Raw genomic sequence first — 24,415 nt, forward strand, 5'->3', positions numbered from 1 at the left:
CTCACGCGCGAGTGCGGATGCCGCGGACCCGGCGTCGGCCGAGGCCGCAGGCATCCGCTGCTCGAGGTCTACGCGACCGTGAGCCGTTCGCCGCGGACCGGCACGCGCAGCCGGTCGCCGAGGCCCGCGTAGCCGAACACGAGCTCGAGGCGCTCGAGGGTCTCGCTGAAGTGCGCCCAGCCTTCGCCGTGCACGGGCACGATGAGGGCGTCGCCGAGCGCCTCGGCGGCCTGCAGCGCCGTGTGGGCGTTGAGGGTCACGTCGGTGTCGCCGAAGCGACCCGGGTTCGCGGCGCCGACGAACAGCACCGCGACCTCGATCTGCGGGAACCGCGCGGCGATCTCGCGCACCAGGTCGACCGACGCGTTGTCGCCCGACACGTACACGGTGGGCGCGCCATCGGCCTGCAGCACGAAGCCGGTGACGACGCCGCTGAGCGCCTCGGCGCCCTCGGGGCCGTGCAGTGCCGGCACCGCGGTGATCTCGACGGCGCCGATGGTGGTGGTCTGCCACGGCTCCAGTCCCCGGACGCCCGGGATGCGCCGGGCGGCATCGGGTGTCGACAGCACGGCCGGGATGCTGTCGAGCAGCGCACGGCCGGAGTGGTCGAGGTTGTCGAAGTGCTGGTCGTGCGACAGCAGCACGACGTCGACGGCGCCGAGCTCGTCGGCGGCCACCGCGGGCCCGGTGAGCTTGTGCAGCACGACGGGACCGTCGTAATCGCCGGGCTCGTCGAAGGTCGGGTCGGTCAGGAACGACAGTCCGGCGTAGTCGAACTGCAGGGTCGGCCCGCCGACGAGCAGGGCGGAGAGTGAAGCGGGAGCGGTCGTTTCGGTCATGAATCGATGGTCTCGATCTCCGTGAGTCGAGACCAGTGGCCCGAAGGCACCATTTCGATAAGATCGGGCCATGACGGATGCCGTCCCCCTGCGCCGCGTCGCCGTGCTGGCCTTCGAAGGCATCAGCCCGTTCCACCTGTCGGTGCCGACGCTCGTGTTCGCCGCCGCCGGCCTCGACAGCGCCGAGCCGCTGTACGAGGTGGTCGTGTGCGCCGAGCAGCCCGGCTCGCTCGTCACGGGAGCCGGCTACCGGATCGCCGTCGACGACGGCCTGGAGGCCTTCGCCTCGGCCGACATGATCGTGCTGCCCAGCTGGCGGCAGGACCGCGCGCCGTCGGGCCCCCTGATCGACGCGGTGCGCACGGCGCACGCCCGCGGCGCGCGCATCGTCGGGCTCTGCCTCGGCGGCTTCGTCGTCGCGGCGAGCGGCATCGCGGACGATCGCGAACTGGTCACGCACTGGGCCGCCGCCGATCGGCTGGCCGCCGAGCACCCCGACGTCCATGTGCGGCGCGACGTGCTGTGGCTCGACCACGGCGACGTGATCACCTCGGCGGGCGTCGCGGCAGCGCTCGACTGCTGCCTGCACATCGCGCGCCTCGACCACGGCGCCGCCGCCGCGAACACGCTCGCCCGCGCCCTCGTGCTCGCCCCGCACCGCAGCGGCTCGCAGGCCCAGTACATCCCGGTCCCCCTGGCCGATCCCGCCGGCGGCGAGCCGATCGAAGAGGCGATGGCCTGGGCGCGCGCCCGCCTGGCCGAGCCGCTCGAGCTCGACACGTGGGCGGCGGCGGTGCACCTCTCGCGGCGCACGTTCACGCGCCGGTTCCGCGAGCGCACCGCCACGAGCCCGCAGCAGTGGCTGCTCACGCAGCGCCTCGACCACGCCCGCCTGCTGCTGGAGACCGACGACGCCCCGATCGAACGGGTCGCCGAGCAGTGCGGCTTCGGCAGTGCCGTGACGCTGCGCCACCACTTCTCGCGACGGCTGGGCGTGAGCCCTGCGGCGCACCGGGCGGAGTTCCGCGGGCGTGCGCGCGTCTGACGGGGCGGGCGGCTGCGGCAGTCCACCCGTCAGACTGTGGCGCGAACGACCCGGTGAGGCCCGGATGGTGCCCCGATCAGGAGCAGAGTAGGGATCGATGGCAACCGCAGACGCTTCCGACATGTCCACGCCGACCGTGCGCGACCGCCCCGTCCGCATCGCCGTGCAGATCAAACCTCAGCACGCGACCGCCCAAGAACTCCGCGAAGCCCTGGTGACCGTAGAAGAGCTGGGGGTTGACGCGGTCTTCACCTGGGACCACTTCTTCCCCCTCTCCGGCGACCCGGACGGTGCGCACTTCGAAGCGTGGACGCTGCTGGCCTCGTGGGCGGAACGCACCGATCGCGTCGAGCTGGGCGTGCTGGTGAGTTCGACGGGCTACCGCAATCCGAACCTGCTCGCCGACATGGCTCGCACGGTGGATCACATCAGCGACCGCGGTCGGGGTGGCCGGCTGATCCTGGGGATCGGGGCCGGCTGGGCCGAGCGCGACTACGACGAGTACGGCTATCCGTTCGGGACGACGGGCGATCGACTGCGCAAGCTGGATGCCGACCTCACGACCATCCGCGACCGCTGGGACCGTCTGACGCCCCCGCCGACGCGACGGATCCCGGTGCTGATCGGGGGCGGCGGCGAGAAGGTCACGCTGAAGATCGCGGCGCGTCACGCCGACATCTGGCACGGGTTCGGCGATGCCGAGACCATCGCCCGCAAGCATCTGGTGCTCGACGACTGGTGCCGGCAGGTCGGGCGCGATCCCGCCGACATCGAGCGGTCGGCCGGCGTCAACCCGAAGCCGGGCCGGTACCCGGAGGACCTCGACGACTACCCCGCGCACGCCGACCGGCTGTACGAGGTCGGCACCCGTCTGTTCACGGTCGGGCTCGAAGCCCCGCGATGGGACCTCGGACCGGTGCGCGACCTCGTCGCGTGGCGCGACAGCCGCAACGCGGCCGCCGGGCCGGGGCAGAGCCGGCCGGCGCTCTCCTAGGTGATCTCCACGGGCCGGGACGCGTTCCACGACGCCAGCAGCCGCAGCCGCTCGGCCGAGGGCGAGCCCGGCTCAGCGGTGTAGATGAGCATCACGTTGCCCGGTTCGGCGGTGAGCCTGAGCTCTTCGTAAGCGAGCGTGAGCTCGCCGACGATCGGATGCGTGAACCTCTTGGTGCCGGCGCCGTGGGTGCGCACGTCGTGGGCCGCCCACAGTGTGCGGAACGTCTCGCTCTGCGTCGACAGCTCGCCGACGAGCTCTTGCAGGCCCCTGTCGTGCGGATCGCGACCGGCTTCGGCGCGCATGATCGCGACGCACATCTGCGCGAACAGCTCCCAGTCGGGGTAGAAGTCCCGCGCGGCAGGGTCGAGGAACTGGAACCGGGCGAGGTTGGGCGTGCGGCCGCCGTCACCGATCACCGGGGAGTAGAAGGCGCGGCCGAGCTCGTTGACTGCGACGATCTCCTGCCGGGGGTTGCGCACGACAGCCGGGCCCTCGGTGATCGCCGCGAGAGCCCATTCCAGGCTCGGGCGGGGCGGTCCCGGCTTGGTGGCGCGGCGTCGCGGACGCCCGGAGGTCGGGATGCCGTCGGCCGCGCGAGCCAGGTCCAGCAGGTGCGCTCGCTCCGTGTCGTCGAGCTGCAGCGCCCGTGACACGGCATCCAGGACCGAGGCCGAAGCGCCCGCGATCGCGCCGCGCTCGAGCTTCGCGTAGTACTCGACGCTGACGCCGGCGAGCATCGCGACCTCGCTGCGGCGCAGCCCCGCGACCCGCCGGTTCTGGCCCGCGGGGATGCCGGCGGCATCCGGCGACACGCGGGCACGACGTGTCATGAGGAACTCGCGCACCTCGGCCTTGTTGTCCATGCCGACAGGTTAGGCCGCGCCGCACGGACGAGGGGTTCCCTGTCAGTACACGTCTCAGCAGGAACTCCCGCCCGTGCTCTGCCCCCGGGACCATCGATGGCATGACCTCTCGTGAACCCACTCGGGCCCCGACCGGCCGGAGGCTGCTCCCCAGCCTGCTCCTGCTGCTGACGGTGTTCGGGCCGATCTCGATGGACCTCTACCTTCCCGCGCTCCCCGCGTTGACGAGCGAACTGGATGCCGCCACGTCGATCGCGCAGCTCACCATCACCGCGTGCCTGCTCGGTCTGGCGCTGGGCCAGCTGCTCGCGGGACCGCTTTCGGATCGTCACGGTCGGCGAGGCGTCCTGCTCATCGGCGTCGTGTCGTACGTGGGCGTCTCGCTGCTGTGCGCCATCAGTCCCACCGTCGAGATGCTCATCGCGGCACGTCTCGTACAAGGGCTCGCGGGCGGCGTCGGCATCGTCATCGCCCAGGCCGCCGGCCGCGACGTGTACTCCGGCGGTGCGCTGATCCGCTTTTACGGCCGGCTCACCGTGGTCGGCGGCCTGGCGGCCGTGATCGGCCCGATGCTCGGCGGCACCCTCAGCGGTGTCGTCGACTGGCGAGGGCTGTTCGTCTTCCTCGCGGCCATCGGCGCCGCCATCCTCCTTGCGACGCTGCTCGCCTTCCCCGAGACCCTCCCGCCGGCACGCCGCACGAGCGGTGGGTTCACGCAGACGGTGCGCGCCTACCGGATCCTCGTCGCAGACCGCACCTTCGTCGGCGCAGTGCTCAACCAGGGCTTCATGTACGCGGCGACCTTCGCCTACCTCGCCGGCGCCACCTACGTGCTGCAGGAGATCTACGGACTCACCCCGCTGCAGTACGCCGCGGCCTTCGGGCTGAACTCGGTCGGGTTCATGGTGTTCGGCTACCTGGCGGGCCGAGCCGCGGAGCGCTGGAGCGTGCGCGGAACCCTCGCGTCCGGGGTGGCCCTCACCGGTCTCGGGTCTGTCGGCCTGCTCGCAGCAGGCCTCGCACCGGTGCCGCTGTGGGTGGTCATCGTCTCGCTGTTCGCCCTCGCCGGGGGCGTCGCGGTCACGTCCCCGCCGGCCACCACGCTCGCCCTCGCCGGCTATCCCCAGTTCGCCGGCACCGCATCCTCGCTCCTGGGCACGGTGCGGTTCGGGTTCGGTGCGATCTCGGCGCCGCTCGTCGGACTGGCCGGGGCCGCCAGCATCCTGCCGCTCGGCCTGGTCACCGTGGCCGCGACCGTCCTCGCCGCCGTCGCCGCGCTGCTCGTCCGCGCGACGGCGAGTGCCCCGATACCCCGAGACCTCTCTGCGGGCGAATCCCGCACCCTCGAGAACGCACACTAAGGAGACACCTCATGCGTGGAGTCATCATGTACGCCCCCGGCGACGTCCGGGTCGAAGAACGCGAGAAGCCGGCCGTGATCGAGCCGACCGACGCTGTCATCCGCCTCACTGCCACCTGCATCTGCGGGTCCGATCTCTGGCCGTACCGCGGCATCGAGCCGGTCGATCACACGCCGATGGGACACGAGTACGTCGGCGTCGTCACCGAGATCGGCACCGACGTGACGGACGTGAAGGTCGGCGACTTCGTCGTCGGCTCGTTCGTCGCCTCCGACAACACGTGCGACATCTGCCAGGCGGGCTACCAGTCGCGCTGCGTGCACAACGTGATGATGGGCTCGATCGGCACGCAGGCCGAGTACGCCCGCATCCCGCTCGCCGACGGCACGCTCGTGCCGACTCCCGGCGAGCCCGACCCCGAGCTGATCCCCGCGCTGCTGGCGGCATCCGACGTGCTCGGCACCGGCTGGTTCGCCGGTGTGGCGGCCGAGGCGGGTCCCGGCAAGACGGTCGCCGTGGTCGGAGACGGTGCGGTCGGGCTGCTCGGCGTCCTGGCCGCGAAGCAGCTGGGCGCCGACCGCATCATCACCATGAGCCGGCACGCGGACCGCCAGGAGCTCGCGCGTCGGTTCGGCGCCACCGACATCGTCGAGGAGCGTGGCGACGCGGGAGTGGCGCGCATCAAAGAGCTCACCGGCGGGCTCGGCGCGCACTCGGTCATCGAGGCCGTGGGCACGCAGGAGTCGATGGAACAGGCGATCCGCGCCACCCGCCCGGGCGGTCACATCGGCTACGTCGGCGTCGCCCACGGGGTCTCGCTCGACGGCATGGAACTGTTCTTCTCCGGTGTGCACCTGCATGGCGGCCCTGCGCCGGTGCGGCGGTTCCTGCCGGATTTGATCCGTCTCATCTGGGACCGCGAGATCGACCCCGGCGTCGTGTTCGACCTGACGCTGCCTCTCGAAGAGGCCGCCGAAGGATACCGCGCCATGGATGAGCGCCGCGCGACCAAGGTGCTCCTCACCGTGTGATCGCAAGAAGGAGGTTCGCATGAACATCGAGCCGACGGCATCCACCGTCAAGAACCCGCCGGAGCACTTCGCCGGCGACGTGTGGGTCGACAGCATCGTCACACCGCGCGAGGCCGACCAGCGCATGACCGTCGCGCACGTGCGGTTCGCACCGGGCTCGCACACCGCGTGGCACTCGCACGCTCGCGGCCAGTACCTGCGCGTCACGCACGGCGTCGCACGGCTCGGCACTCGCGACGGCGGGATGATCGAGGTGCACCCCGGCCAGACCGTGTACACCCCGCCGGGCGAGGACCATTGGCACGGCGCCTCGCCAGACTGCTTCATGGAGCACCTTGCGATGTTCGAGGCCGCCGACGATCCCGCCGACTCGACCGTCTGGAAGGCGCACATCACCGACGCCGAGTACGAGGGCCGCACCTGACCCACCGTGCTGAACACAGAAGGAGGGTGGATGCCGGGCGCCCGGCATCCACCCCCCTCGACGTCGTGCCGCTACGCCTCGTGCACGGTGCGGCCCGCGACCACCGTGCGGACCACGCGGGTCTCGAGCAGCTCGTCGGGTGCCGCGGCGAACACGTCGCGGTCGAGCACGATGAAGTCTGCGCTGAGGCCCGCGGCGATGCGGCCGTACGAGCCCTCGGCGCGGCTCGCCCACGCGGCGTCACGCGTCGCGTGCTCGATCGCGGTCATGAGCGGCAGCGCGTACGCGGGGACGTTCGCCGGCAGCGACGGGTCGAGCGCCGAGCGGCGGGTGGCGGCGATGAACATGTTCGGCAGCGGGGCGTAGGGCGAGGTCGGCGAGTCGGTGCCGAACACGAGCGGCGCGCCCGCGTCGGTCATCTCGGGCCAGGGGAACCCGCGGTCGATGCGCTCGTCGCCGAGCATCGCGCGCCAGTTCTCCTGGATCGCGGGGTCGGCGTGCACGGGTTGCATGCTCGCGGTGATGCCGATGGCGGCCAGGCGGTCGATGTCGGCGCGCTCCACGACCTCGAGGTGCTCGATGCGGTGGCGGCGTTCACGGGGGCCGTTGACCGCGATCGCGTGCTCCACGGCCGAGATCGCGATCCGCACCGCCTCGTCGCCGATCGCGTGCATCGCGACCTGCAGGCCGGCGGCATCGGCCGCGGCGACGACGGGGGCGAGCTCGTTGAGGCTCCACACCGGGTCGGGGTCGCTGCCGTCGGAGTACGGGTGGCCGACCGCCGCCGTGCAGCCGTCGACCGTCCCGTCGATCATGACCTTGATGCCGACGACCCGCAGCCACTCCGAGGTGTGCGCCGCGGCGAGCTCGACAGCCCGCGCGACCTGCGCCTCGTTCTGCGCGGGATCGCCGGTGGGCTGCACCCGCCAGTGTCCGGCGATGTGGGCGGTCAGCTTCCCCGCCTGCTCGGCGCGCACCATGGTCGCCAGCTCGGGCTCGTCGAGGCCCATGTCGGTGGCCGCGGTGACACCCGCCTCCGCGTAGCCGCGCAGCGCGGCGACGAGGGCCGCGTCGCGGTCATCGTCGGTCGTGAAGTCGGCGAGCACCGGCTGCACCAGCAGGTGCATCGCGGTCTCGTCGACCAGACCCGTGGCGTGCCCTTCGGCGTCGCGGTGGACCATGCCGCCCGCCGGGTCGGCGGTGGTGTCGTCGATGCCGGTCTCGGCGAGGGCGGTGCTGTTGAGCCAGATCGAGTGGAAGTCGAACGCATCCGCGTACACCGGGCGGTCCGCGACGACGGCGTCGAGCATCTGGCGCGTCGGGCGGCCGCCGACGGCCGCGTGCTGCCAGCCCTGTGCGCGGATGCGCGGAGCTTCGGGGTGGGCCTCGGCGTACGACGCGATACGCCGTTGGATCTCGTCGAGCGTGTCGGCGCCCCAAAGGTCCACCTGCCCGGCGGCCTCGCCCGTGCCGACGATGTGCGCGTGGCCGTCGACGAAGCCGGGCAGCACGGTGGCGCCGCCCAGATCGGTCTCGACGGCATCCGATCCGGCGATCCGACGTGCCGTGGCGTCGTCGCCGACGTAGGCGACGCGGCCGTCGCGGACGACGATCGCCGTCGCCCACCGACGGGCGTCCGCCGTGAAGACGTGGGCGTTGGTGTACAGGGTGGTGGTCACGGGCGACCTGCCTTTCCGAGAGGGGTGCGCTGCAGCACTGCATAGAGGACGGCCGAGACCAGCATGCCGACCGGGACGGAGAGGTCGACGTAGCCGAGCGCCTCCGACACCGGGCCCGCCCACACCGTGGTCGACAGGCACAGGGCGGTCGCGATGCCGCCGACCACCACGGCCACCACGCCCGGGATACTCCAGCCGCCGCTGTACCAGAAGCGACCGCCGCGCTCTTCGTCGAACAGCTCGACGCCGTCGTAGCGGTTGCGCCGCAGCACGACATCGGTGACGAAGACCGCCATCGTGGGGGCCGACACGATCACGAGGAACTGCAGCATGAGGTTGACGGCGTCGAGCAGGCTCGTCGACAGCACCAGGTAGATGGTGAGCGCGGTGCCGATGACGCCGACGATGATCGCGGCCGGGATGCGGCGCAGCGGCAGGCCGATCGCCTGCAGTGCCATGCTCGAGGTGTACGTCGTCATGCCGTTGAGCGCGATGGTGTTCACGATGACGCCGATGACGAACACCGGTCCGAGCCAGGCGGGAAGGATGCCGAGCAGCGCCGACTCGAGGCCGGCGTCCATGCCGCCCAGCACGACGGTGGCCAGCAGCACGCCGACGACCGTGAACACGGCGCCCGGCAGCGCTCCGCCGAGCGCGGTCGCGGCGATGATGTGCGAGGGCTTGGTCGAGCGCGGCAGGTAGCGGGCGATGTCGGGGCTGTTGTTGAACGAGATCGGGCCCGAGGCGACCAGCGTGAAGCCGATCGTGATCGCCGACCACAGCGGCACTCCGGTCAGCGGCTCGGCGGCCTGGTAGCTCCAGTCGACCTGCGGCAGGATGAACGCCGTCACCGTCACGAAGATGACCGCGAGCACGATCGCGAGCCACGAGTAGACGCGCAGGATGAGGGCGTGGCCGTAGACCGCCACGAGCACCGTGAGCGCTGAGATGACCAGGGTGACGGCGATCGGCACGACGACGGGGTCGGTGAGACCCATGCCGGCGAGCATGTCGGCGCCGAGGAACGACGACGCCAGCCAGTTGAGCGCGAGGAAGACGGCTCCGATGAGCCAGCCCGTGAAGGCGACGACGGGCTTGTTGCCGATGACGCCGTAGATCGCCCGGGTGATCACCGAGCCCGACGTCCCTGCGGCGGGGCCGCTGATCGCGATGATGCCCGGGAACACCCACAGCAGGGAGCCCGCGACGATGACGAGGATCGCCTGCCAGAGCTCCAGCCCCAGCAGCACGAGCGTCGCGCCGACGGTGAAGTTCAGGACGCTGACGCTCGGCGCCGCCCACACGAAGAACAGATCGCGGGCGCGGCCGTGGCGTTCCCCGGCCCCGATCAGTTCGATGCCGCGGGTCTCGGGCTGGGTGACGGCATCCACGAACTCGCCCGTGGGCACGGGGGGTGTCGTCGTGGTCTGGGTCTCGTGTGACACGGGGTTCCTCTCGGGACGGCAGGACGTCGTCGTCGTTCGCCGGGGGTTCGCTGCTTCGGGATGCTGCGGCTATTGGCCGTGTGAACAATAGCCTATTGGTCACACATCCAATAACATGGGGGGCATGGTGTCAAGCCCCGGAAGCCGACGGGTCCGCAAACAGCCCGAAGAGCGGCGCGAAGAGATCCTGAGCGCCGCCGCCGCCATCGCGCTCGCCGAAGGACTCGAGCGCGTCACCCTGCGTGCCGTCGCCGACCGGCTCGGCGTCCGCCCGGGGCTCATCACGCACTACTTCCCCGCCGCCGAGGACCTCGTGTGCGCGGCGTTCACCCGTGCGGCCGACGGCGAACGGGAGCAGCTGTTCCCCGCCGAGGGGGATCCGCTCTCACGTCTGCGGCGATTCGTCGCGGTGATCGGCGGCGACCAGTCGCGCGACCTGTCCCGACTGTGGCTGAACGCCCGGCACCTGTCGCGCTTCAGCCCCGTCCTCGACGCCGCCGTGATCGAGCAGGAGGCGCGCAACGACGCAGGAATGGTGCAGCTCATCCAGGACGGAGTGGCGGCCGGGGTGTTCACGGCGGACGACCCGCTGCGCGCGGGCGTGCGGATCCTGATGGCGGTGGACGGACAGAGCGCCTACGTCAACAACACGCGCGAGGCCGGAGGAGCCGTCTATCCGGACTTCGTGGCCGAGACGGCCGAGTGGACGCTGGGACTGCGCGCCGGGACGCTCGTCTCGCCGCCCGCCGAGCCCGCCGGATGACGTCGCCCGAACGCCCCCTCAACGACCGGGCGCGGCATCCCACCAGTCCAGCACGCGCGTGCCGAACAGGGTGAGCCACGGCGACGCCTTGCCCTCGGCGACGTCGATGTCGAACCACGTGCGGCCCGGCAGGGGCGTCGACTGCAGCCACGTGCCGTCGGGCTGACGAGCATCGCGCACCAGCTCGACCGCCTCGGCAAGGCGAGGGTCTGGTGGCGTGCCTTCGAGCAGCGAGACGTCGCGGAAGTGGTCGAGCGCATACAGCGCGTTGTACCGATGTCGGTTCGGGTACACGAACCGGCCCACGAAGTCGCCGACGACCTCGCCCGTGCTCGCACGGAACATCAGCCGTCGTGACAGCAGGTACTCCTCGCCGCCGTGGCGGGCCTCGCGCATGCTCGTGTCGCCCGTGATCCGCTCATACGCGAGGATCCCGCGCGCCGCGTTGAGGGTCGAGTGGAACGACGAGCGCACCGAATCGCCCTCTTCGGCCTCGCAGTTCCAGCCACCGTCGGCAAGCCGATGCGTCGGGAACCACTCGACGAGCCGCGACACGTCGGCGCCGAGCCAGGCGCCGCTGGCCAGCGTGTACGAGTTGATGCACACGTCGACCTCCCCGCCCCAGTACGGCATGTCGTCGTACTCCCAGCGGGCGTTGGCCGCGATGAGATCGGCCGTGTCGCCCAGCACCTCGGCGTCGACGCCCCACTCGCGCAGGTCGCGCAGCGACCACGTCGTGGCGACCCAGGGCTGGCCGGGCTCGTCCTTCTCGGGGGTGTCGAAGAACGCCGCGCCCCCGGGGAAGAACGCTCCGCCGGCCCACAGCCCGTCCGGGCCCTGCTCGGCCAGCAGCCTGGCGCCGTACCCTTCCGCGGGCACGCTGGCCCGTGTCGCCTGCCACACCTCGGGTGGGGCTCCCACGAGATCGCGTTCCACCTGCCAGCGCAGCGCCGGGTCGGTGTCGAGCAGCCACTCCAGCACCTGCGGTTCGACGGCCATGCGCGGCACCCTACGCCGCCCCTCCGACAGGCGGAACCCCGGCCGATCGGACGGCGCGCGGCGCCGGCATCCGTCCCCCGGGTTTTGCGCAAGGCACAACATTCGTCCAGACAATTCCGAATCGATTCGATAAGATGATCGGCAGCCGTTTTCCGGCCCCTCCGTCTTCGCCCCCTCTCCCGAGAGCCCGCCCTCATGTCCACCGCCCTGACGACGGGCCGCCCCTGGCGCGTCATCGCCCTGTTCGCCGTGCCGCTGCTGATCGGCAACGTCGTCCAGCAGCTGTACCAGTTCGTCGACGCCATCGTCGTCGGACGCCATCTCGGCGTCGACGCGCTGGCGGCCGTCGGCGCGACCGGAAGCATGCTGTTCCTGCTGCTCGGCTTCGCGTGGGGCATGACCTCGGGCTTCGCGATCCCGACGGCTCAGGCGTTCGGGGCCCGCGACTACGCGGCGGTGCGGCGGTCGGTGGCGACGGGCACCCTCCTCACCGGCGTGTGCACGGTCCTGCTGACGGTCGGAGCGCCGCTGCTCGCCGGGCCGCTGCTGGAGCTGCTGCGCACTCCCGCCGAGCTCATGGACGACGCGATCGTGTTCGCCCAGATCAGCTTCCTCGGCGCCGGCGCGACGATGTTCTTCAACTACCTGTCGGCGATCATCCGCGCGATCGGCGACTCGCGCACGCCGCTGGTCTTCCTCACGCTGGCGTGCGCGCTCAACGTCGGGCTCGTGATCCTCGCGGTCGGCACCCTCGGCTGGGGCGTGGGCGGCGCGGCCCTCGCGACGGTCGTCTCACAGGCCATCTCGGTGCTGCTGTGCCTCGAGTATGTGCGGCGGCGGATGCCGGTGCTGCACGTGAAGCGCGCGGACTGGCGCATCAGCCGCGCCGACGTCGCCGAGCACCTGCGACTGGGCCTGCCGATGGGCTTCCAGGCGTCGATCATCTCCATCGGGATCCTCGCGGTGCAGGTCGCGCTGAACGAGCTCGGCACCGACGCGGTCGCCGCCTACACCGCGGCCTCGCGCGTCGACGGTCTCGCCGTGGCGCTGCTGCAGTCCCTCGGCCTCGCGGTGTCGATGTTCGTCGCGCAGAACCACGGCGGCGCGCGCCCCGACCGCATCCGCAAGGGCGTGACGCAGGCGACCTGGATCTCGGTGGCCGCCGCCATCGTGCTGGGCGCGCTGCTCATCGCCTTCGGGGCGCAGCTGGTCCGCCTGTTCGTGGGCGACGCTGCGACCGAGGTCATCGACCTCGCCAGCCAGATGCTCGCGATCAACGGCGCCACGTACTGGATCCTCGGCATCCTGTTCGTCCTGCGCGGCGCCCTGCAGGGCCTCGGGCACGCGCTCATCCCGACCATCACGGGCGTCGTCGAACTCGCATTGCGCGTCGGCGCCGCCGTCGTGCTCGGCTCGATCTTCGGATTCATCGGCGTCGCGGCGAGCAACCCGCTGGCGTGGCTCGGCGCCGTCGTCGTCCTCGTCCCGGCGTACGTCCACGCACACCGCAAGCTCGCGCACGAGCCCATCAACCCGGCCGTCGCCACACCGACGACCCCGATCGCGATCGTGGGCCCGACCGACGGCTCGATGGTGGTGGATGCCGTCGTCACGGCGCCGATCGTCCTCCCCACCGCCGCGCAGACGGCCAGCCCTCTGGGGCCGCGTCGTCGGCTGCGCTTCACGCCGCGACGCTCACGCGACCGCAGCCCACGCTGAGCCCGCGCGGCGGGTCCGGCGGCCGATCGGTCCCGGCGCTTTCACAGCGGACCGGGTTGCGTGACGTGCTGCCCGCTGATTCGCTGAGGGAGGACCCGAGGCGAGGAGCTCAGATGGCCGGCAGCATTGCGGACGTGTTCGTGCAGACGCTCGTGGATGCGGGGGTGACGCGCGTCTGGGGCCTGCCGGGCGACTCGCTCAACGCCTTCACCGACGCGCTCCGGCGGGACGGGCGACTGCGTTGGCTGCACATGCGGCACGAGGAGGCGGCGGCGTTCGCCGCAGGCGCCGAGGCCGAGATCACCGGTGAGCTCGCGGTGGTCGCCGGCAGCTGCGGCCCCGGCAACCTGCACTTCGTGAACGGCCTGTTCGACGCACAGCGCTCGCGCGTGCCGGTGCTGGCGATCGCGTCCCACATCCCGTCTGCCGAGATCGGCAGCGGCTACTTCCAAGAGACGCATCCGCAGGAGCTGTTCCGCGAGTGCAGCGTGTATTCCGAGCTGATCTCCGACCCGTCGCAGATGCCGTGGGTGCTCGAGATCGCGATGCGCACCGCCGTGGAGAAGCGCGGCGTGGCCGTGGTCGTCGTGCCCGGCGACGTCTTCTTCGCGGATGCCCCGTCCCGGCGACCCTCGGCGCCCATCCGTGCCGCGCAGCCCTCGATCGTGCCGAGTGAGGCCGAGCTGCGCGAGGCCGCCGGCATCCTCGACGGCGCCAAGCGGGTGACGATCCTCGCCGGAGCCGGCGTCGCGGGCGCCCACGACGAGGTGATCGCGCTGGCCGACCGGCTCAAGGCGCCGATCGTGCACGCCTTCCGCGGCAAGGAGCACATCGAGTACGACAACCCCCACGACGTCGGCATGACGGGGCTGCTCGGCTTCGCATCGGGGTACCGCGCGATGGAGAAGTGCGACGTGCTGCTCATGCTCGGCACCGACTTCCCGTACCGGCAGTTCTACCCGTCGAAGGCGAAGATCGTGCAGGTCGACGTGCGCGGAGAGCAGCTGGGGCGACGCACCCCGATCGACCTCGGCCTGGTCGGCGACGTCGGCGTGACGGCATCCGCTCTGCTCGGCCATCTGCGCGCCGAGCACGACGAGGCCCACCTGCGGGAGTCCGTCGCGCACTACCGCAAGACCCGCAAGGACCTCGACGCGCTCGCGGTCGACGACGGCAAACAGCCGCTGCATCCGCAGCTGGTCGCGAAGCTGCTCGACGAACTGGCCGAGGACGACGCGGTGTTCACGGCCGATGTGGGAGAGCCGGTGGTGTGGGCCGCGCGCTACCTCACGATGACGAAGGAGCGACGGCTGCTCGGCTCGTTCTCGCACGGCTCGATGGCCAACGCGATGCCGCAGGCGCTCGGTGCGCAGGCCGTCGACCGCGACCGGCAGGTGATCGCGCTGTCGGGCGACGGCGGTCTCGCGATGCTGCTCGGCGACCTGCTGTCGATCCGGCAGAACGACCTGCCGATCAAGGTCATCGTGTTCAACAACTCCGCCCTCGGCTTCGTCGAGGTCGAGATGAAGGCCGCAGGCATCGTCAACTTCGGCACCAAGCTCGACAACCCCGATTTCGCCGCGGTGGCCACGGCGATGGGGATGACGGGCATCCGCGTCGAGCGGGGCGACGAGCTCGAGCCGGCGCTACGGCGCGCGCTGCAGGAGCCCGGGCCGGTGCTCGTCGACGTCGTGGTGGCGCGCCAGGAGCTGTCGATCCCGCCGGCCATCACGGCCGCGCAGGCCAAGGGCTTCACGCTGTGGGCGCTGCGCACCGTGCTCTCGGGCCGCGGCGACGAGCTGATCGACCTTGCCGACACGAACGTCTGGCGGCGCATCTTCGGCTGAGCGGGAGTCCCCACCGGGCCAGTTCGGCCGGTACCTTGCTAACGTATCTGCGTATGAGTGCAGATAAGCAGGGATGCGGCTACTCCGCCGACAGCTCCTATGTGGAACTGGCGGTCGAGGTCTTCGCGATGCTCGCCGACGCGACCCGCGTGCGGATCGTGCTGGCGCTGCAGGATGCCGGCGAGCTCTCGGTCAACCACCTCGCCGACATCGTCGACAAATCCCCCGCGGCGGTGTCGCAGCATCTCGCCAAACTGCGCCTGGCCCGCATCGTCTCGACGCGGCAGGAGGGGCAGCGCGTCTTCTACCGACTCGAGAACGAGCACGCCTCGCGCCTTGTCGCCGACGCGATCTACCAGGCCGAGCACTCGCTCGGCGGCACGCCGCGCCACCATCACGCGGACCGCGGCGACGCATGACCGCCGCGCCGACGGGCCGTCACGATCACGACGAGCACCCCCACGACCACGGCGATCACCACTACGGCGATCACGATCACCACCGCGGCCTTCGGGGTGTGCTGCACGAGCTGTTCGTGCCGCACTCGCATGATCCCGCCGACGCGATCGACGACGCCATGGAGGCGAACGCGGCGGGCATCCGTGCGCTCAAGATCAGCCTCGTGATCCTGCTCGCGACGACCGTGCTGCAAGCCGTCGTCGTCGCGTTCAGCGGTTCGGTGGCGCTGCTGGCCGACACCGTCCACAACCTCTCCGACGCCCTCACCGCCGTGCCGCTGTGGGTGGCGTTCGTGCTCGGCCGCCGGGCGGCATCCCGTCGCTACACCTATGGCCTCGGCCGCGCCGAAGACCTCGCAGGCCTGTTCATCGTGTTCGTGGTGGCGCTGTCGGCGGTGGTGGCCGCGTGGCAGGCGATCGACCGGATGCTGCACCCCCAGCCGCTGGAGAACCTCGGCTGGGTCATCGCCGCCGGTGTCATCGGATTCGCGGGCAACGAGGCGGTCGCGGTGTACCGCATCCGCGTCGGCAAGCGGATCGGATCGGCGGCCCTCGTGGCGGACGGCGTGCACGCCCGCACCGACGGGTTCACATCGCTCGCCGTCGTCGTCGGCGGCATCGGCGTGCTGCTCGGCTTTCCGCTCGCCGACCCGATCGTGGGCCTCGTCATCGCGCTGGCGATCTTCGTGTTGCTGATCGGCACCGTGCGCAGCGTCGGCCGTCGCCTGCTCGACGGCGTCGAACCCGAGCTGGTCGACCGCGCAGAGCACGCGCTCGAGCACGTCGACGGCATCGAGAGGGTCGACCGGCTGCGGCTGCGCTGGGTCGGTCACCGCCTGCAGGGCGACGCCCTGGTCGTCGCCCGCGCCGACGCGGACCCCGGTGCGGTGGCCGTCGCCGCCGAGAGCAGCGTGCGAGACCACCTGCGCAACGTCGACGACTTCATCGTCACGGTGCGCCCCGGCCACTGACCCGTCGTCGTCGGAGCCGGCCCGTAGGCTCGCAGCATGCCCGTGACGACGCGACGCCTGCAGGATCTGACCATCGACGACCACACCCTGACGGTGCCGCTGGTGTGGGGCGACCCGGATGACGGCCGCACGATCGACGTGCACGCCGCGGTCGTGGCGCGCGAGGGCGGCGAGGACCTGCCGTACCTGGTGTTCCTGCAGGGCGGTCCGGGCCACGAGGCGCCGCGCCCGTTCCACGCCCCGGCGGCACCGTCGTGGCTCGATGCCGCGCTGCAGCACTACCGCGTGGTGATGCTCGACCAGCGTGGCACCGGACTGTCGACGCCCGTCGGCGACGCCGACCTCGAGCGTGGCACCGAGGCGCTCGCCGAGCACATCACCCATCTGCGCGCCGACAGCATCGTCCGCGACGCCGAGGCGGTGCGCCAGGAGCTCGGTGCCGACACCTGGAGCGTGCTGGGCCAGTCGTTCGGCGGCTTCACGTCGCTGTCGTATCTGTCGACGGATGCCGCGTCTCTGGCGCAGGTGTACATCACGGGCGGACTGAGCGCCGTGGGGCGGCATCCCGACGACGTCTACGCCCTCACGTACGACAAGATGCGAGAGGCGTCGGAGCGGTACTACCGCCGCTTCCCGGCCCACCGCGACGCCGTGCGGCGCATCGTCGACCTCGCCGCCGAGGGTGCACTCGTGCTGCCCGGCGGTGAGGTCGTCTCGGTGTCGCGCGCCCGGTCGATCGGGTCGCTCCTCGGCTCGAACGACGGGTGGCAGACGCTGTGGTCGCTGCTCGAGCTGCCGCCGCACACCAACGCGTTCCGCCACGATCTGGCCGCGGCGATGCCGTACGACGCGCGCAACCCGCTGTATTACGTGTTCCACGAGTCGAGCTATGCCGACGGGTTCGCGACGAACTGGTCGGCCGAGCGCACCGAGCCCGACGACTTCCGCGCCGATCCGACGCTGCTGACGGGCGAGCACGTGCATCGCGAGTGGCTCGACACCGTGCCCGGCCTGCAGCCGTGGCGGGACGTGACCCTGGCGCTCGCCGATCACCAGTGGCCCCGCGTGTACGACGAGGCCGTGATCGCCGCCTCGGGCGCCCGGGGCGCGACCGCCGTCTACGTGAACGACGTGTACGTGCCGTTCGAGTTCGCGATGGAGACCTCGCGCCTCATCCCCGGTGTGACGCCCTGGATCACGAGCGAGCACGAGCACAACGGCCTGCGGGCGGGCGACGTCCTGTCGCGCCTGATCGACATCGCTCACGGCCGCGCGGTGCGCTGAGGCGTACGACCCCTTCTCGCAGGCGTCTTGGGTCTCAGGCTTCGCGCACGATCTCGGGCAGCCGCCAGGTCTTGTCGAACCAGGGTTCGAGCGGCCCGTAGAGCCGCAACATCGGGAAGAAGGCCTTGCCCGGGATGGTGGGGATCCAGTTGGAGTCCTTGCCGGCGGGCGCCGTGGGGCCGAACCACAGCACATGCGATCCGTCCTCCTCGGCCTGCACCGAGCCCTCGAGGCTCGACAGCGCCGGGTAGGGCGTCGACTGCAGCAGCGAGCGGGTCTGCGTGTCGTAGAGGTCGACCGACCAGAAGTTCTTCGCGGGCGGATCGGCGGGGATGCGCAGCGAGTACGTGGCCGAACCGTCGAGCACGTGACCGTCGGCGTCCTCGGCCGTGTACGCGTAGGCCGATCCTGCGCCGACCTGGGCGTGCGCCATGGCCGGGGTGATCACCGTGGCGAAATAGTGGAACTGCGTGCGCGCGTCGAGGTTGCGGGCGCCGCCCTGCAGGAACTCGTAGCTGCCGCCGACGAACGCGTTCTTCCACGAGTTGCCCTCCCAGAAGTACGCCCCGGGGTCGCGCGGCTTGTAGACGAGCGCGCGGGCCATGGCCGCGCCGATGCGGGCGGCGTCGTCGAGGATGCCGCGCAGCCGGTCGTCGGGAGCGAACGGCGTGCCGTGCGCGATGCCGACCGCCGCCAGAGTGCCGGCGCGCTCGGGGTCGAGCGCTGACACGGGCTCCTCGGCGACCAGCTGCGCGATCTCTTCGAAGAAGGTGAAGTCGTTCGCGTGGACCGTGTTCTGCAGCACGTCGGCGATGTTGACGAACGTGTTCTCGCGCGGCGCGTCCGCCTCGGCGAGCGGGTAGATGCGCGTCTGCTTCATCGCGGGCACCCCGCCGAGCGTGCGCAGCACGACCCAGTTCGCATGCGTGGGCGACTCGTACGTGAAGTACCCGTCGGGGCGCTCACCGTCATACCCCGGCGGGAGGAACAGGTACTTGCCGCCCGCACCCTTGTCAGGACCGGGGATGCCCATGTCGGCCACATAACGGAACCAGAAGTCGTCGATGACGCACAGCGACTGGGGCGGAGCCTCGATGACCGTCGGCCCCCAGGCCTTCAGGTCCAGGAACGTGGTGCCGTACGTCGTCTCGGTGTTGGGGGTGAGGTACAGCCCGCCGGAGTTCGCCCGCGGGTCGGTGAACCCGATGACGTCGGGAGACGTGACCCCGGCCGTCCGCAGGCCGCGACGCATCGCGACGAGAGAAGCCCCGGGCATCGCGGTGAGGAACGCGTCGATGCCGCGCAGCAGGTCGAGCGCGTCATAGATCGACTGAACGGACTCCGCTCGCGGGACACCGTCGACGAACTCCAGGTCGCCGAACGGCGTGTTCAGCAGATCCGGAGTGGAGAGGTGCGTCACCTCCTCCGCCAGCTGCTCCTTGGTCAGTCCTGCCCCGGGGGCGCCGTCGATGGCCATGCGTTTCCCTTCGTCCCCATGCGAATGCGGCCGCGATGCCTGTTCAGACGCGCGTACCCTCGCAGTCTGTCAGCCGCGGGGTGCCGTCGCGCCGAGGCAGGCCGAGATGTGCGTGCGCGTCGCCTTCGCCGCCGCGGCCGTCACGCGCAGCATCCCCGGGTACTCCGCATGCCCGGCGGGCAGCACCTCGAGCTCGAAGCGTGCGCCGCTCCCTTCGGCTTCGGCCTGCGCGACGGCATTCGCGACCGCGAACTGTCCGGGCGCCGGGACGCTCGCGTCCCACAGGGCCGCCTCGACCCGGACGGGCACGCGCGCGAAGGTCGCCGCCGTCGACGCGTCGAACAGCCGCAGCCCGTCGCGTGCCTCCGGATGACCCGCGACGTAGCGGCGCACGGGTTCGCCGCTGCCGGCGCACGGCACCTGCAGGCGGATGTCGTACTGCCCGAAGCTGGGCACGATGAGCGTCGCCCCGATGACCCGGTCGTCCCACGGCAGGGCCAGGGCGCAGATGCCGCCGCCGAAGCTCTCGCCCACGAGATACAGGGGCAGGTCGCCCGCGATCTCGACGAGGGCGTCGCCCGCGCTCCACAGGTCCACGGCGCAGCGGCCGATGGCGTAGGCCTCGGGATCGCGGATGCCGTGGAGCACGTGCCGCTCCGCTGCCGACGGCGCTCCGATCCCGGTGTTGAGCGCCCCGAGTCCCCGTGCGACGGGGAGGATCACAGCCGCGTCGGCCGGTACGCGCGAGAAGTCGGGGGCGTCCCGCCCGCCGTAGCCGTGGCTGTGCACCACGCCCACGCGGGCGCCACCGGCCGCCGGCATCCCGAGCCAGCCGCGCAGCCGCAGGCCGTCCAGGGTGCCGAACGAGACCTCGAACACGTCGTGAGCGCCCCGGCGGCCGAGCGGCGTCGCCTCGGCGCGGACGGAAACGCCCGCGGCCTCGCGGCGCCAGCGCCGCCATGTGTCGGCGAAGCCCGGCGGCGCGGGCACCGGGGCGACCGCGCGCAGGCCGGCGAGGTCGTACCCGTAGGTTCCGTCGATGGGCGCATCCGGGAACCACTCGTCGTACGGGGGCGCGATCACGGCATCCTCTCGCTCGGCGTCTCCCCTCGACTCTGGCATCCTCGGCGCGACCTGCACCAACCGGACGCGAAGGGGGAGGGATGCCGCCGGCATCCCTCCCCCGCTGCAGAGGCCGGGTCAGCCGGCGGCACCGTCGATCGCGACGCCTGCGATGTCGGGCTGGTCGCTGAAGATGCCGTCCATGCCGGCGGCGACGAAGACCTTCACCTCACCGGCGAGGTCGCCGTAGGCGTTCGGATCGGTGCCGACGCGGAAGTCGACCGGCAGGAACTGGTTCTCGGCCCGGAAGGTCCAGCCGTGCACCGTGAGACCGGCGGCGTGAGCGTCGGCGACCACCGACGTGGGGGTGCCGAGGCGGCCGTCGGCGGTGCGCGGGATCACCACCGACTTCTCGACACCGACACCGTCGGCGTACGTCGCGATGTCGGCGAGGCCCGCGGGCGTCACGAGGTCGTTGTACGTGCGCGGGTCGCCGGCGAGCGTGAAGTCGTACGGGCGGCCGGACGAGTTCACGAGCTGCGCGAGCGTCACGTCGGTCAGGCCGTCGAGCTCGCGCAGGTTGGCGGTCTCGAAGCTCTGGAGGATGACCGGCGCATCCGCCCGGTCGAGACCGTTCGCCTGGAGCGCGGCGACGAGCGGCTCCTCGAGCGACAGCCCGATCGAGTCGAAGTACGAAGGATGCTTCGTCTCGGGGTACACGCCGACGGGGCGGCCGTCGCAGCTCACCGAGTGGCGGGCCAGATCGAGCACCTCGTCGAGCGTCGGGATCACGTACAGCCCGTCGAACGCGGTGTTCGCGGGTCGCGTCTGCGGAAGCCGCTCCTTCGCGCGCAGCGTGCGCAGCTCGGCCAGCGTGAAGTCCTCGGTGAACCAGCCCGTGATCGACGAGCCGTCGATCGTCTTCGTGGTGCGGCGGCCGGCGAACTCGGGGTGATCGGCGACGTTCGTGGTGCCGCCGATCTCGTTCTCGTGGCGCGCGACCAGGACGCCGTCCTTGGTCGAGACGACGTCGGGCTCGATGTAGTCGGCGCACTGCACGATCGCGGTCTCGTATGACGCGAGGGTGTGCTCGGGCCGGTGCCCGCTCGCACCGCGGTGGCCGATGAGGGTGACGGGCGCCGGCTCGATCCTGGTCTTCGTCAGGTCGATGATCGCCATCTCGGTGTCGTCGGGAGTCCCGGGGATGCGGGCGTCGTTGCCGGGGTAGTTGTTGTCGTTGCCGATGAGCAGGCGCCCGTCCTTCAGCTGGACCACCGTCTCGAACGACTGCACGGGCAGCGAGTAGATCTCACCGGTGCCGTAGCCGTCTCCCGCGCCGATGGCGTCGGGGTTGGCCACGCGCAGCGCGTCGAGCACGAGCGTCTTCTGCAGGTAGCCGTCCGCATCCGTGCGGCGCAGGTCCACCTGGTAGACGCGCTTGGTGACGGCCTGCTCGCCCTCGAAGTCGTCGCGCTCGACGAGCAGCAGGACGTCGTTGCGGACGGTGAACGCGTCGCCGACGACGTTCGGCTCCTGATCGGTCTGATAGCTCCAGGTGCGGCCCGTGTAGGCGCCGGCGCGCGTGTCGAACTCGTGGATCTCGCGGCGCCGCGGGTCGGGCTCGTCGGCGTACGCGCCCTCGACGACGGGGTAGAGGTAGCGCCCGTCGACCGAGGCGGCCAGCGCCTCGAAGCCGCGGCTGGCCCGGACGCGAGGCGTCTCACCCGGCTGCAGGTAGGGGTTCTGCGGGGACTTCGCGCCCGACAGCGAGAACGGCTTCCGCAGCAGCGTGCCGTCGGCGTCGAAGTGCAGCAGGAACGGACCGAACTCCTCGCCGACCCAGAAGGTGCCGTCCTTGGCCTTCACGACGGACTCGATGTCGAAGTCGGCGCCCGTGAGCAGGCGGTCGTCCGTGGCGTCGTTCACGATCGGGAAGTCGAGCACGTGGTTGCGGTCGTTGTACGACATGAACCGTTCGATGCGGATCTCGCCGTCACCGCCCTGCGCCGTCTGCCACGCCGGCCGCACCAGGTAGTTGCGCAGCAGGAAGTCGGCCGAGTTGCCCTTGGACCCGAAGCCGTTGTCGGGCTGGGCCCAGAACGTGCCGTCGCCGTTGTCGATCGCCGCCGAGAAGCCGGGGATCACCTGGCCGTCCCACGGGCCGGTGCGCCCGTTGCCCGGGCTCGCGAGAGCGCCTGAGGCGGGCCCGGGCTCGAGGTGGTCGGCCGAGAGCGTCGCACGCGCGACGAGCGTCGGCACGTGCGTCTGCACGAACGGCGGCGGCGATGCGGCGGGCGCGACAGGCTGGGCGACGGCGGCGGTGGCGGGGAGCAGGGCGGCTGCCGTGACGGCCGCCGCGGCGGCGGCGGCCAGGCGCGGGAGGAGGCGTCGTGTGGGGGTTCGACTCATGCGGCCGAGTCAAGCGGGGCGGCCGGGACCGCCCGGTTGCCGCTCCCCGACGCCCGAGGGACGATCGCGTGAACGACCGGCGAGCACCGCGTGAGAGGGTCCTCATCTCTCCCGCACACCGCGCGGGCGTCGCTCAGAGCGCCGTGAGCAGCCCCGCGAGCGGCGGCGGCACCCGGTCGAGCGGCACGGCCTCGGCCATGAGCCGGGCGTACCGCGCCTTGTTGCCGCTGCGTCCGCCGAAGAACCGTGCGAGCTGCGCCTCGGGCGCCCGCCCGCGCTGGAACGGCTGCCGCTGCAGACTGCGGAACGAGTCCAGTTCGCCCTGGGCTGCGATGACCGCCTCGACGCCGTCGATGCCGAGCGCGCGCACGAACTCGCCCTCCAGATCGGGCTCGCACACGAACACCGTGTCGAGCACGCGCTCGAAGTCCGCGCGCTCTCCCGCGTCGACCAGTCCGACGAGCACCCGGTCGCCGAGCTCTGCCGCCGCACGCCGCGCGCCCTTCGAGCCGCCGACGACACGGACCGCCGGCATCCGGACCCCCAGGCGCCCGGCGAGGGTCTCGAGGGCCACGCGGTCGCTCTCGCCCTCGACGAGCACGGTCACCTGCACAGGGCCATTGTTCCCTTGACCCTCACACTGTGTCATCGTCGAATGTGGTCCTCACCATGTACACCATCGGACAGTTCGCCGCCCTCGGACGCGTCAGCGTGCGGATGCTGCGGCACTACGACGCGATCGGCCTGCTCGTGCCCGCCGACGTCGACGAGCGCACCGGCTACCGCCGCTACGCCCCGCAGCAGCTCTCGCCGCTGCTGCGGATCGCGCAGCTGCGCGACCTCGGCTGCCCGCTCGACGACGCCCTGGACGTGCTGCACGCCGACGACGAGACGGCGGCGCTGCGGCGCGTGCTGGAGCGTCGCCGGGCCGACCTCGTCGAGAGTGTCGCAGCCGACACCGCGCGCCTCGCGCGTCTGGACGAACAGCTCCGCCGCCTCGAAGGAGAAACAGAGATGACCACCGTCGAATACCGCAACATCGAGCCCGTCACCGTCTACGCCGCATCGGCCGTGGCCGCCGGCAGCGAGAACGTGCCCGCCGCGATCGACACGGTGCTGCCGGGTCTGCACGACGCGCTCGAGGCGTCGGGGGCCGCCTACCGCGAGCCCGGCATCTTCTGGTACGAGCCCATCGACGACACCGACGACCTCCGGGTGTGGGTGTCGTGGATCGCCGATGGTGAGCCCGTCGAGAATCCCGCTTGGCAGGTCGTCGAGCTTCCCGCCGTACGCGCGGCCGTCACCACGTACCGCGGTGAGATGAGCGGCATCGGGTCCGCATGGGGCGCTTTCATGCAGGCGGTCGTGGCCGACGGCGGCGAGTTCTCGGGTCCGTGCCGCGAGGTCTACCTGCAAGCGGACGGCCCGCAGTCGACGTGGGTCACGGAGCTGCAGCAGCCTGTCGCCGTCTGACGGCGACATGCGAGTGCCCGGGATCCTCGCTGATCCCGGGCACCCTCGGGGGTCATCGGTCGTCGGTGAGCGCGTCCTTGACGTCGTCGCCGGCCTTCTTGACCTTGGCGCTGGCCTGGTCGGCCACACCCTCGGCCTGCAGGCGCTCGTTGTCGGTCGCGTCGCCGACCTTCTCCTTGACCTTGCCCTTCATGTCTTCGGCGTTGTGCTTGATGTCGTCGTCCAGACCCATGATGGATCTCCCTTCGTGTGGCTGACTCGATCCAGCG

At 71.5% G+C, this 24,415-nt stretch carries 22 protein-coding genes; 12 read left to right on the plus strand and 10 right to left on the minus strand.

Annotated elements, in window-relative coordinates; genetic code table 11:
- Window positions 1-68: 68 nt before the first annotated feature.
- Complete coding sequence (locus tag ACTHNQ_RS08830) at window positions 69-839, minus strand: MBL fold metallo-hydrolase (RefSeq protein ID WP_440332921.1); 771 nt, start codon at window positions 837-839, stop codon at window positions 69-71.
- 70 nt (window positions 840-909) lie between these two features.
- Here ACTHNQ_RS08830 and ACTHNQ_RS08835 point away from each other — a divergent pair, with 70 nt between their 5' ends.
- Window positions 910-1,884: a GlxA family transcriptional regulator gene (locus ACTHNQ_RS08835; protein WP_440332923.1), complete on the plus strand. Its 975-nt coding sequence runs from the start codon at window positions 910-912 to the stop codon at window positions 1,882-1,884.
- Between the two features lie 121 nt (window positions 1,885-2,005).
- Window positions 2,006-2,878, plus strand: coding sequence for an LLM class F420-dependent oxidoreductase (locus ACTHNQ_RS08840; RefSeq protein WP_440332925.1), 873 nt, complete (start codon window positions 2,006-2,008; stop codon window positions 2,876-2,878).
- Here ACTHNQ_RS08840 and ACTHNQ_RS08845 read toward each other — a convergent pair.
- On the minus strand, window positions 2,875-3,744 hold the full coding sequence (locus ACTHNQ_RS08845; RefSeq protein ID WP_018173599.1) for an MmyB family transcriptional regulator: 870 nt from the start codon (window positions 3,742-3,744) through the stop codon (window positions 2,875-2,877). The genes ACTHNQ_RS08840 and ACTHNQ_RS08845 overlap by 4 nt on opposite strands.
- Window positions 3,745-3,845: 101 nt before the next feature.
- On the opposite strand from ACTHNQ_RS08845, the gene ACTHNQ_RS08850 reads away from it, so the two are divergent.
- From ACTHNQ_RS08850 to ACTHNQ_RS08860, 3 genes are read left to right on the plus strand one after another with little or no spacing between them, the layout of a single operon-like run.
- Window positions 3,846-5,105 (plus strand): multidrug effflux MFS transporter, encoded by a 1,260-nt coding sequence (locus tag ACTHNQ_RS08850; RefSeq protein ID WP_440332928.1) that lies wholly within the window; start codon window positions 3,846-3,848, stop codon window positions 5,103-5,105.
- Between the two features lie 11 nt (window positions 5,106-5,116).
- On the plus strand, window positions 5,117-6,136 hold the full coding sequence (locus tag ACTHNQ_RS08855) for a zinc-dependent alcohol dehydrogenase family protein (RefSeq protein ID WP_440332930.1): 1,020 nt from the start codon (window positions 5,117-5,119) through the stop codon (window positions 6,134-6,136).
- A 19-nt stretch (window positions 6,137-6,155) separates the two neighbouring features.
- The gene (locus ACTHNQ_RS08860) at window positions 6,156-6,560 is read left to right on the plus strand and encodes a (R)-mandelonitrile lyase (RefSeq protein WP_440332932.1); all 405 of its coding nucleotides are present in this window, start codon (window positions 6,156-6,158) and stop codon (window positions 6,558-6,560) included.
- A 71-nt stretch (window positions 6,561-6,631) separates the two neighbouring features.
- On the opposite strand, the gene ACTHNQ_RS08865 is transcribed toward ACTHNQ_RS08860, so the two are convergent.
- Both ACTHNQ_RS08865 and ACTHNQ_RS08870 read right to left on the minus strand, forming a co-directional pair.
- A complete protein-coding gene (locus ACTHNQ_RS08865; RefSeq protein WP_440332933.1) occupies window positions 6,632-8,239 on the minus strand; it encodes an amidohydrolase in 1,608 nt (535 codons plus the stop codon).
- Window positions 8,236-9,684, minus strand: a complete 1,449-nt coding sequence (locus ACTHNQ_RS08870; protein ID WP_440332935.1) for a purine-cytosine permease family protein — start codon at window positions 9,682-9,684, stop codon at window positions 8,236-8,238. The genes ACTHNQ_RS08865 and ACTHNQ_RS08870 overlap by 4 nt, the downstream gene beginning before the upstream one ends.
- 124 nt (window positions 9,685-9,808) lie before the next feature.
- Between ACTHNQ_RS08870 and ACTHNQ_RS08875 the strand changes: the two genes are divergently transcribed.
- On the plus strand, window positions 9,809-10,447 hold the full coding sequence (locus ACTHNQ_RS08875) for a TetR/AcrR family transcriptional regulator (RefSeq protein WP_440332937.1): 639 nt from the start codon (window positions 9,809-9,811) through the stop codon (window positions 10,445-10,447).
- Between the two features lie 18 nt (window positions 10,448-10,465).
- Here ACTHNQ_RS08875 and ACTHNQ_RS08880 read toward each other — a convergent pair whose 3' ends face one another.
- Window positions 10,466-11,446 (minus strand): squalene cyclase, encoded by a 981-nt coding sequence (locus tag ACTHNQ_RS08880; protein WP_440332939.1) that lies wholly within the window; start codon window positions 11,444-11,446, stop codon window positions 10,466-10,468.
- Window positions 11,447-11,641: 195 nt separating this feature from the next.
- On the opposite strand from ACTHNQ_RS08880, the gene ACTHNQ_RS08885 reads away from it, so the two are divergent.
- The 5 genes from ACTHNQ_RS08885 to ACTHNQ_RS08905 all read left to right on the plus strand — a co-directional run bounded on the left by ACTHNQ_RS08885 (window position 11,642) and on the right by ACTHNQ_RS08905 (window position 17,725).
- Window positions 11,642-13,165 (plus strand): MATE family efflux transporter, encoded by a 1,524-nt coding sequence (locus tag ACTHNQ_RS08885; RefSeq protein ID WP_440332940.1) that lies wholly within the window; start codon window positions 11,642-11,644, stop codon window positions 13,163-13,165.
- Window positions 13,166-13,278: 113 nt separating this feature from the next.
- Window positions 13,279-15,012 (plus strand): ubiquinone-dependent pyruvate dehydrogenase, encoded by a 1,734-nt coding sequence (gene poxB, locus ACTHNQ_RS08890; protein ID WP_440332942.1) that lies wholly within the window; start codon window positions 13,279-13,281, stop codon window positions 15,010-15,012.
- A 53-nt stretch (window positions 15,013-15,065) separates the two neighbouring features.
- Window positions 15,066-15,431: a metalloregulator ArsR/SmtB family transcription factor gene (locus ACTHNQ_RS08895; protein WP_196804721.1), complete on the plus strand. Its 366-nt coding sequence runs from the start codon at window positions 15,066-15,068 to the stop codon at window positions 15,429-15,431.
- Window positions 15,428-16,441 carry a cation diffusion facilitator family transporter gene (locus tag ACTHNQ_RS08900; protein WP_440332944.1) on the plus strand — a complete coding sequence of 338 codons (1,014 nt, stop codon included), beginning with the start codon at window positions 15,428-15,430 and terminating at the stop codon, window positions 16,439-16,441. The genes ACTHNQ_RS08895 and ACTHNQ_RS08900 overlap by 4 nt, the downstream gene beginning before the upstream one ends.
- Before the next feature lie 36 nt (window positions 16,442-16,477).
- Window positions 16,478-17,725, plus strand: coding sequence for an alpha/beta fold hydrolase (locus ACTHNQ_RS08905; RefSeq protein WP_440332946.1), 1,248 nt, complete (start codon window positions 16,478-16,480; stop codon window positions 17,723-17,725).
- Between the two features lie 34 nt (window positions 17,726-17,759).
- On the opposite strand, the gene ACTHNQ_RS08910 is transcribed toward ACTHNQ_RS08905, so the two are convergent.
- From ACTHNQ_RS08910 to ACTHNQ_RS08925, 4 genes are all read right to left on the minus strand, one after another.
- Window positions 17,760-19,202, minus strand: a complete 1,443-nt coding sequence (locus ACTHNQ_RS08910; RefSeq protein ID WP_018173585.1) for a DUF1254 domain-containing protein — start codon at window positions 19,200-19,202, stop codon at window positions 17,760-17,762.
- A gap of 69 nt (window positions 19,203-19,271) precedes the next feature.
- Window positions 19,272-20,285 (minus strand): acetylxylan esterase, encoded by a 1,014-nt coding sequence (locus tag ACTHNQ_RS08915; RefSeq protein WP_440332948.1) that lies wholly within the window; start codon window positions 20,283-20,285, stop codon window positions 19,272-19,274.
- A 117-nt stretch (window positions 20,286-20,402) separates the two neighbouring features.
- Entirely contained in the window at window positions 20,403-22,673 is a 2,271-nt protein-coding gene (locus ACTHNQ_RS08920) for an esterase-like activity of phytase family protein (protein ID WP_440332950.1), read from the minus strand.
- 133 nt (window positions 22,674-22,806) lie between these two features.
- The gene (locus tag ACTHNQ_RS08925; RefSeq protein WP_440332952.1) at window positions 22,807-23,286 is read right to left on the minus strand and encodes an ATP-dependent endonuclease; all 480 of its coding nucleotides are present in this window, start codon (window positions 23,284-23,286) and stop codon (window positions 22,807-22,809) included.
- Window positions 23,287-23,315: 29 nt separating this feature from the next.
- On the opposite strand from ACTHNQ_RS08925, the gene ACTHNQ_RS08930 reads away from it, so the two are divergent.
- Window positions 23,316-24,146: a MerR family transcriptional regulator gene (locus tag ACTHNQ_RS08930; RefSeq protein ID WP_440332953.1), complete on the plus strand. Its 831-nt coding sequence runs from the start codon at window positions 23,316-23,318 to the stop codon at window positions 24,144-24,146.
- Between the two features lie 52 nt (window positions 24,147-24,198).
- Here the strand turns inward: ACTHNQ_RS08930 and ACTHNQ_RS08935 are convergent, their stop codons facing one another.
- Entirely contained in the window at window positions 24,199-24,378 is a 180-nt protein-coding gene (locus ACTHNQ_RS08935) for a CsbD family protein (protein ID WP_018173580.1), read from the minus strand.
- Window positions 24,379-24,415: the final 37 nt, after the last annotated feature.

It is taken from the genome of Microbacterium sp. (genome assembly GCF_051953575.1).
GTDB lineage: Bacteria > Actinomycetota > Actinomycetes > Actinomycetales > Microbacteriaceae > Microbacterium.

Excerpts from the sequence above, each read along its gene's own strand:
- ACTHNQ_RS08920 (WP_440332950.1), bottom strand. The coding sequence starts at position 22,673 with ATGAGTCGAACCCCCACACGACGCCTCCTCCCGCGCCTGGCCGCCGCC.
- ACTHNQ_RS08835 (WP_440332923.1), top strand. The coding sequence starts at position 910 with ATGACGGATGCCGTCCCCCTGCGCCGCGTCGCCGTGCTGGCCTTCGAA.
- ACTHNQ_RS08910 (WP_018173585.1), bottom strand. The coding sequence starts at position 19,202 with ATGGCCATCGACGGCGCCCCCGGGGCAGGACTGACCAAGGAGCAGCTG.
- ACTHNQ_RS08900 (WP_440332944.1), top strand. The coding sequence starts at position 15,428 with ATGACCGCCGCGCCGACGGGCCGTCACGATCACGACGAGCACCCCCAC.
- ACTHNQ_RS08845 (WP_018173599.1), bottom strand. The coding sequence starts at position 3,744 with ATGGACAACAAGGCCGAGGTGCGCGAGTTCCTCATGACACGTCGTGCC.
- ACTHNQ_RS08875 (WP_440332937.1), top strand. The coding sequence starts at position 9,809 with ATGGTGTCAAGCCCCGGAAGCCGACGGGTCCGCAAACAGCCCGAAGAG.
- ACTHNQ_RS08840 (WP_440332925.1), top strand. The coding sequence starts at position 2,006 with ATGTCCACGCCGACCGTGCGCGACCGCCCCGTCCGCATCGCCGTGCAG.
- ACTHNQ_RS08855 (WP_440332930.1), top strand. The coding sequence starts at position 5,117 with ATGCGTGGAGTCATCATGTACGCCCCCGGCGACGTCCGGGTCGAAGAA.
- ACTHNQ_RS08885 (WP_440332940.1), top strand. The coding sequence starts at position 11,642 with ATGTCCACCGCCCTGACGACGGGCCGCCCCTGGCGCGTCATCGCCCTG.
- ACTHNQ_RS08895 (WP_196804721.1), top strand. The coding sequence starts at position 15,066 with ATGAGTGCAGATAAGCAGGGATGCGGCTACTCCGCCGACAGCTCCTAT.
- ACTHNQ_RS08830 (WP_440332921.1), bottom strand. The coding sequence starts at position 839 with ATGACCGAAACGACCGCTCCCGCTTCACTCTCCGCCCTGCTCGTCGGC.
- ACTHNQ_RS08905 (WP_440332946.1), top strand. The coding sequence starts at position 16,478 with ATGCCCGTGACGACGCGACGCCTGCAGGATCTGACCATCGACGACCAC.
- ACTHNQ_RS08880 (WP_440332939.1), bottom strand. The coding sequence starts at position 11,446 with ATGGCCGTCGAACCGCAGGTGCTGGAGTGGCTGCTCGACACCGACCCG.
- ACTHNQ_RS08850 (WP_440332928.1), top strand. The coding sequence starts at position 3,846 with ATGACCTCTCGTGAACCCACTCGGGCCCCGACCGGCCGGAGGCTGCTC.
- ACTHNQ_RS08860 (WP_440332932.1), top strand. The coding sequence starts at position 6,156 with ATGAACATCGAGCCGACGGCATCCACCGTCAAGAACCCGCCGGAGCAC.
- poxB (WP_440332942.1), top strand. The coding sequence starts at position 13,279 with ATGGCCGGCAGCATTGCGGACGTGTTCGTGCAGACGCTCGTGGATGCG.
- ACTHNQ_RS08935 (WP_018173580.1), bottom strand. The coding sequence starts at position 24,378 with ATGGGTCTGGACGACGACATCAAGCACAACGCCGAAGACATGAAGGGC.